Raw genomic sequence first — 4,301 nt, forward strand, 5'->3', positions numbered from 1 at the left:
ATCAAGACAATAAAAAAGCGCAACAAAGTGCGCTTTTTTAAATATGGTGGCCGCACCTAGAATTGAACTAGGGACACAGGGATTTTCAATCCCTTGCTCTACCAACTGAGCTATGCGGCCATAAAAGTCAGAATTATACCAATAAATTCTACACTTGCGGTAAAAACTACTCGCCTAAAAATCTCTCTGCATCTAAAGCTGCCATACAACCTGATCCAGCAGAAGTAATTGCTTGACGATAAATATGATCTGCAACATCACCTGCTGCAAATACACCTTCAACAGAAGTTTGTGTGGCGTTGCCTTGTGTGCCACTTTGAATAGCTAGGTACCCATGATTCATATCAAGATGATCTTCAAAAATTCCTGTATTCGGCGTATGTCCAATAGCAATAAACACACCATGAACATCAATTTCTTTTGTACTATCATCATTACTCTTTAGGCGCAAGCCAGTGACACCTGTATCATCGCCCAACACTTCATCTAAATTGTAATTGTATTCAATGGTAATATTCCCGGTTTTAGATTTTTCAATTAACTGGTCTGATAGAATTTTTTCACTTGAAAACTTATCTCTTCTATGAACAATAGTTACATGATCAGCAATATTTGATAGAAACAAGGCCTCTTCAACTGCAGTGTTGCCACCACCAATTACAGCAACTTTTTGGCCACGGTAGAAAAAACCATCACATGTCGCACACGCCGAAACGCCTTTGCCTTTGAATGCTTCTTCAGATTCTAGCCCTAGATAACGAGCAGATGCGCCTGTTGCAATAATCACGGCATCGGCCGTATAGGTGGTTGAACCGCCTGTTAATGTAAATGGTCGTTTGGAGAAGTCAACTTGAGTGATGTAATCATTAATAATTTCAGTGTTAAAGCGTTCAGCATGTTTCTTCATGCGCTCCATAAGATCTGGACCTTGAACACCAGCATCGTCGCCAGGCCAATTATCAACTTCGGTAGTTGTCATTAGCTGGCCACCTTGCTCTAAGCCGCTAACCATTACAGGGTTTAAATTTGCACGTGCTGCATAGACAGCCGCCGAATATCCCGCAGGTCCAGAGCCCACAATTAATACCTTACAATGTTTATTTTCACTCATATATATCTCAATCCTTTATACTTATAGAGAGACCAATATTGGTCATCTTAGTTTCAATCATTATAATCTAAGCATAATTCCCCTTGAAAAAAAATACTTCGACAACATCTAAAAAAAACTCAAATAAGCCACGCACTAAAGCCAGTAGTGAGATATTATTTATTTCATTAATTGCATCTGGATTGGTATTTTTAGCTGCATTATTTACACACTCCGCACACGAAAACCCTTGGTCTGGTGATGTTGATCTGAGTAATTACGTTGCCAATGTTGCTGGCGTTTTTGGTGCTTTTCTAAGTGATATATCTTTATCTATTTTTGGATTTAGTGCTTATATACTGCCCATTTCTTTGATTTGGCTAGGTTGGCGTATTCACATAACTGCTGGAAATGTTAAAGCAGATAAGAAGCTTATATTAGTTCGTATCTTGTCACTAATTATATTAGTGGCGTTTACCAGCGCCTTCCTAACGCAAAGTTTTGCTAATACAGGCGCTTCTGGTGGCTATTTAGGTATTACTATGCATGATTATTTTGGCGTGTTATTTGGTAGCGCTGCATTCATTGTCTATCTCAGCATTATGATGATAAGCTTTAGCGTTGCAACCAACGCCTCTTGGATTGCTATTTTTAAGTCTTTTGGTCGTTTATTAACCCTCCTTTTTGTCAAGTTTCAAGAAAAACGCGTTCAAGCCAAGTTAAAAAAACAAAATAAGTCTGCTACTGCACCCAAGCCAACTACAGCCAAGCCGAGTGTACTTGCTAAAGTTACAGCTGCCAAGATTAAGAAAGCAAAAAAAATTAATAAGCCTACCTCTTCTAACTTATTTAACACCAATACAGTAGCCGGCCTCCCCAGTCTAGATTTATTAGATGAACCTGTTAATAATACCAAAGGTTTTTCACAAAAAATGCTAGAAGAAATGTCGCGTCAAGTTGAGCTCAAGCTCAAAGATTTTGGATTTGAGGTAACCATAACAACTGTGACACCAGGGCCAGTTGTTACTCAATTCGAGCTATCACTGGCACCGGGCGTTAAGGTGTCTCAAATTATCAATCTAAACAAAGACTTGGCTCGCGCACTGTTGGTTGAAAGTGTGCGTATTGTTGATGTCATTCCTGGTAAGCCTGTCATTGGCTTAGAAATCCCAAATGATGTTAGAGAGATGATCAGCCTTAAAGAGGTTCTTGCCTCACAAGAGTTTTCCAGCTCTGGCTCAACACTATCTATGGGATTAGGCAAAGATATTAACGGTAATCCTGTTATTGCTAATTTAGCTAAAATGCCACACTTGCTAGTAGCTGGTGCAACTGGTATGGGTAAATCTGTTGGTCTAAACGCAATGATCTTAAGTGTACTTTATAAAGCCAAGCCTGACCAAGTTCGCATTATCATGATCGACCCTAAGATTGTTGAATTAGCCATCTATGCCGATATTCCACATCTGCTAACGCCCGTTGTTACTGATATGAATGAAGCTGCTTCTGCACTCTGGTGGTGTGTGAATGAAATGGAGCGCAGATATTCTTTATTAGCCAAGTTTGGTGTACGCAATATTGATGGATTCAATGACAAACTAATAAAAGCAAAAGCAAAAGGTGAGCCCTTATTAGACCCTACTTTCAATAAAAATATTGCAGAAGAAGGCGATAAAGCACCAGAACTTGAATCGTTGCCACTAATCATGCTCGTGATTGATGAATATGCAGACATGCTAGGTGCTTTAGCTCAGGAGGATCGTGCAAAGGCAAAACGAGTTGAAGCTCTAATTGTGCGCTTAGCTCAAAAGGCTCGTGCCGCAGGTATTCATATTATTATTGCTACGCAGCGCCCTAGTGTCGATGTTATTACTGGACTGATTAAATCTAACGTGCCAACTCGCATTGCCTTTAAAGTCTCTTCCAAGGTTGATTCTCGCACCATCCTAGATCAAGGGGGTGCAGAACAATTATTAGGCATGGGTGACATGCTTTACATGAGTCCCGGCATGTCCCATTTAACTCGGGTGCACGGCGCCTTTGTTGATGACGAAGAAATTTTACGAGTGGTTAATTTCTTGAAAGAAAATTCTGAAACCAATTATCTTGACGGCATTCTCAATGCCCATAGTGAATCACAAGACTCTCATGAGTCGACCAGTGGTGCTAAAAAGCTAGATACTGGCGAAATGGATCCATTATACGACGAAGCAGTACAAATCGTCACCTCCTCTCGAAGAGCGTCAATATCAAGCTTACAACGCCGTTTACGTATTGGTTATAATCGTTCAGCGCGTATTATCGAAGATATGGAAGCTGCCGGCGTAGTTAGTACGATGAATAGTGCCGGTAACCGTCAAGTTCTAGCACCAGAGCCTGTTAATAATGACAGCTAAATACTTGCTGGTACTAGCACTTTGCTATTCGAGTTTTGTCTATTCTAATAGTGAATTCAGTCATTTTTTTAATTCATTCAACACACTCAGCGCTAACTACCATCAACAAACTTATGATGAGGTGGGTGTGCCCCTCGGTAGCTCATCAGGGCGTCTAAAATTTAAACGCCCCGCTCAATTTTTATGGCACGCTACTACACCTACAAATCAAACTTTATTACTGTCTAACAATGAATTATGGTTAATCGACTACGAGCTTGAACAAGCTAGTATGAGGCCAATGCATGAATTGCAGAATACCCCATTGTATTGGTTAATCACGCAACCCAGTCAATTAAAAACAATGCCTAAACTTACTGACAAATCACAAGGTGTTCATTGGTATAGCGCAGATGATAAAAATTTGATTAAGTTTGGTTTTAAAAATAATCATCTAGTTCTGATTTCACTGGTTAACCAACTAGGTCAAGAAATTATAATAAACTTCACCAATATTGCCATAAACCCAGACATTACTAACGATGAATTTAACCTTGTTTTAGAAGATAGCTTTGATATTATTAGATAGATTTATGCTGCTTGTTGAGGGAATTTTGGCACAAAAAAACCCATAGCGTTTACTATGGGTTTAGATATGGTGCCGAAGACCGGACTCGAACTGGTGACCTACTGATTACAAATCAGTTGCACTACCAACTGTGCTACTTCGGCAATAGCGCAAATTATACCAAACTATTTTTCATTGTATTATATAAAAATTAATGAATTAATAATTTTTTTAATGTCAAAAAAATGCCCCTTGATGGGGCATTTTA

General features: G+C 39.3%; 3 protein-coding genes and 2 tRNA genes. 2 read left to right on the top strand and 3 right to left on the bottom strand.

Features of this window, described 5'->3' with window-relative positions:
• Positions 1-44: 44 nt before the first annotated feature.
• Positions 45-120: transfer RNA gene (locus tag P8M52_RS05070), tRNA-Phe, on the bottom strand.
• Positions 121-166: 46 nt separating this feature from the next.
• Complete coding sequence (gene trxB / locus P8M52_RS05075; RefSeq protein ID WP_300308247.1) at positions 167-1,111, bottom strand: thioredoxin-disulfide reductase; 945 nt, start codon at positions 1,109-1,111, stop codon at positions 167-169.
• A gap of 83 nt (positions 1,112-1,194) precedes the next feature.
• On the opposite strand from trxB, the gene P8M52_RS05080 reads away from it, so the two are divergent.
• Both P8M52_RS05080 and P8M52_RS05085 read left to right on the top strand, forming a co-directional pair.
• Positions 1,195-3,486 (top strand): DNA translocase FtsK, encoded by a 2,292-nt coding sequence (locus tag P8M52_RS05080; protein WP_300308250.1) that lies wholly within the window; start codon positions 1,195-1,197, stop codon positions 3,484-3,486.
• A complete protein-coding gene (locus P8M52_RS05085; RefSeq protein WP_300308253.1) occupies positions 3,476-4,054 on the top strand; it encodes an outer-membrane lipoprotein carrier protein LolA in 579 nt (192 codons plus the stop codon). The genes P8M52_RS05080 and P8M52_RS05085 overlap by 11 nt, the downstream gene beginning before the upstream one ends.
• A gap of 67 nt (positions 4,055-4,121) precedes the next feature.
• On the opposite strand, the gene P8M52_RS05090 is transcribed toward P8M52_RS05085, so the two are convergent.
• Positions 4,122-4,197 (bottom strand) — tRNA-Thr (locus P8M52_RS05090).
• Between the last annotated feature and the right edge of the window lie 104 nt (positions 4,198-4,301).

The organism is Candidatus Thioglobus sp. (assembly GCF_029243085.1).
GTDB lineage: Bacteria > Pseudomonadota > Gammaproteobacteria > PS1 > Pseudothioglobaceae > Thioglobus_A.

Bases quoted from the DNA above. Each gene is read 5' to 3' on its own strand.
- P8M52_RS05085 (WP_300308253.1), top strand. From the start codon at position 3,476: ATGACAGCTAAATACTTGCTGGTACTAGCACTTTGCTATTCGAGTTTT.
- trxB (WP_300308247.1), bottom strand. From the start codon at position 1,111: ATGAGTGAAAATAAACATTGTAAGGTATTAATTGTGGGCTCTGGACCT.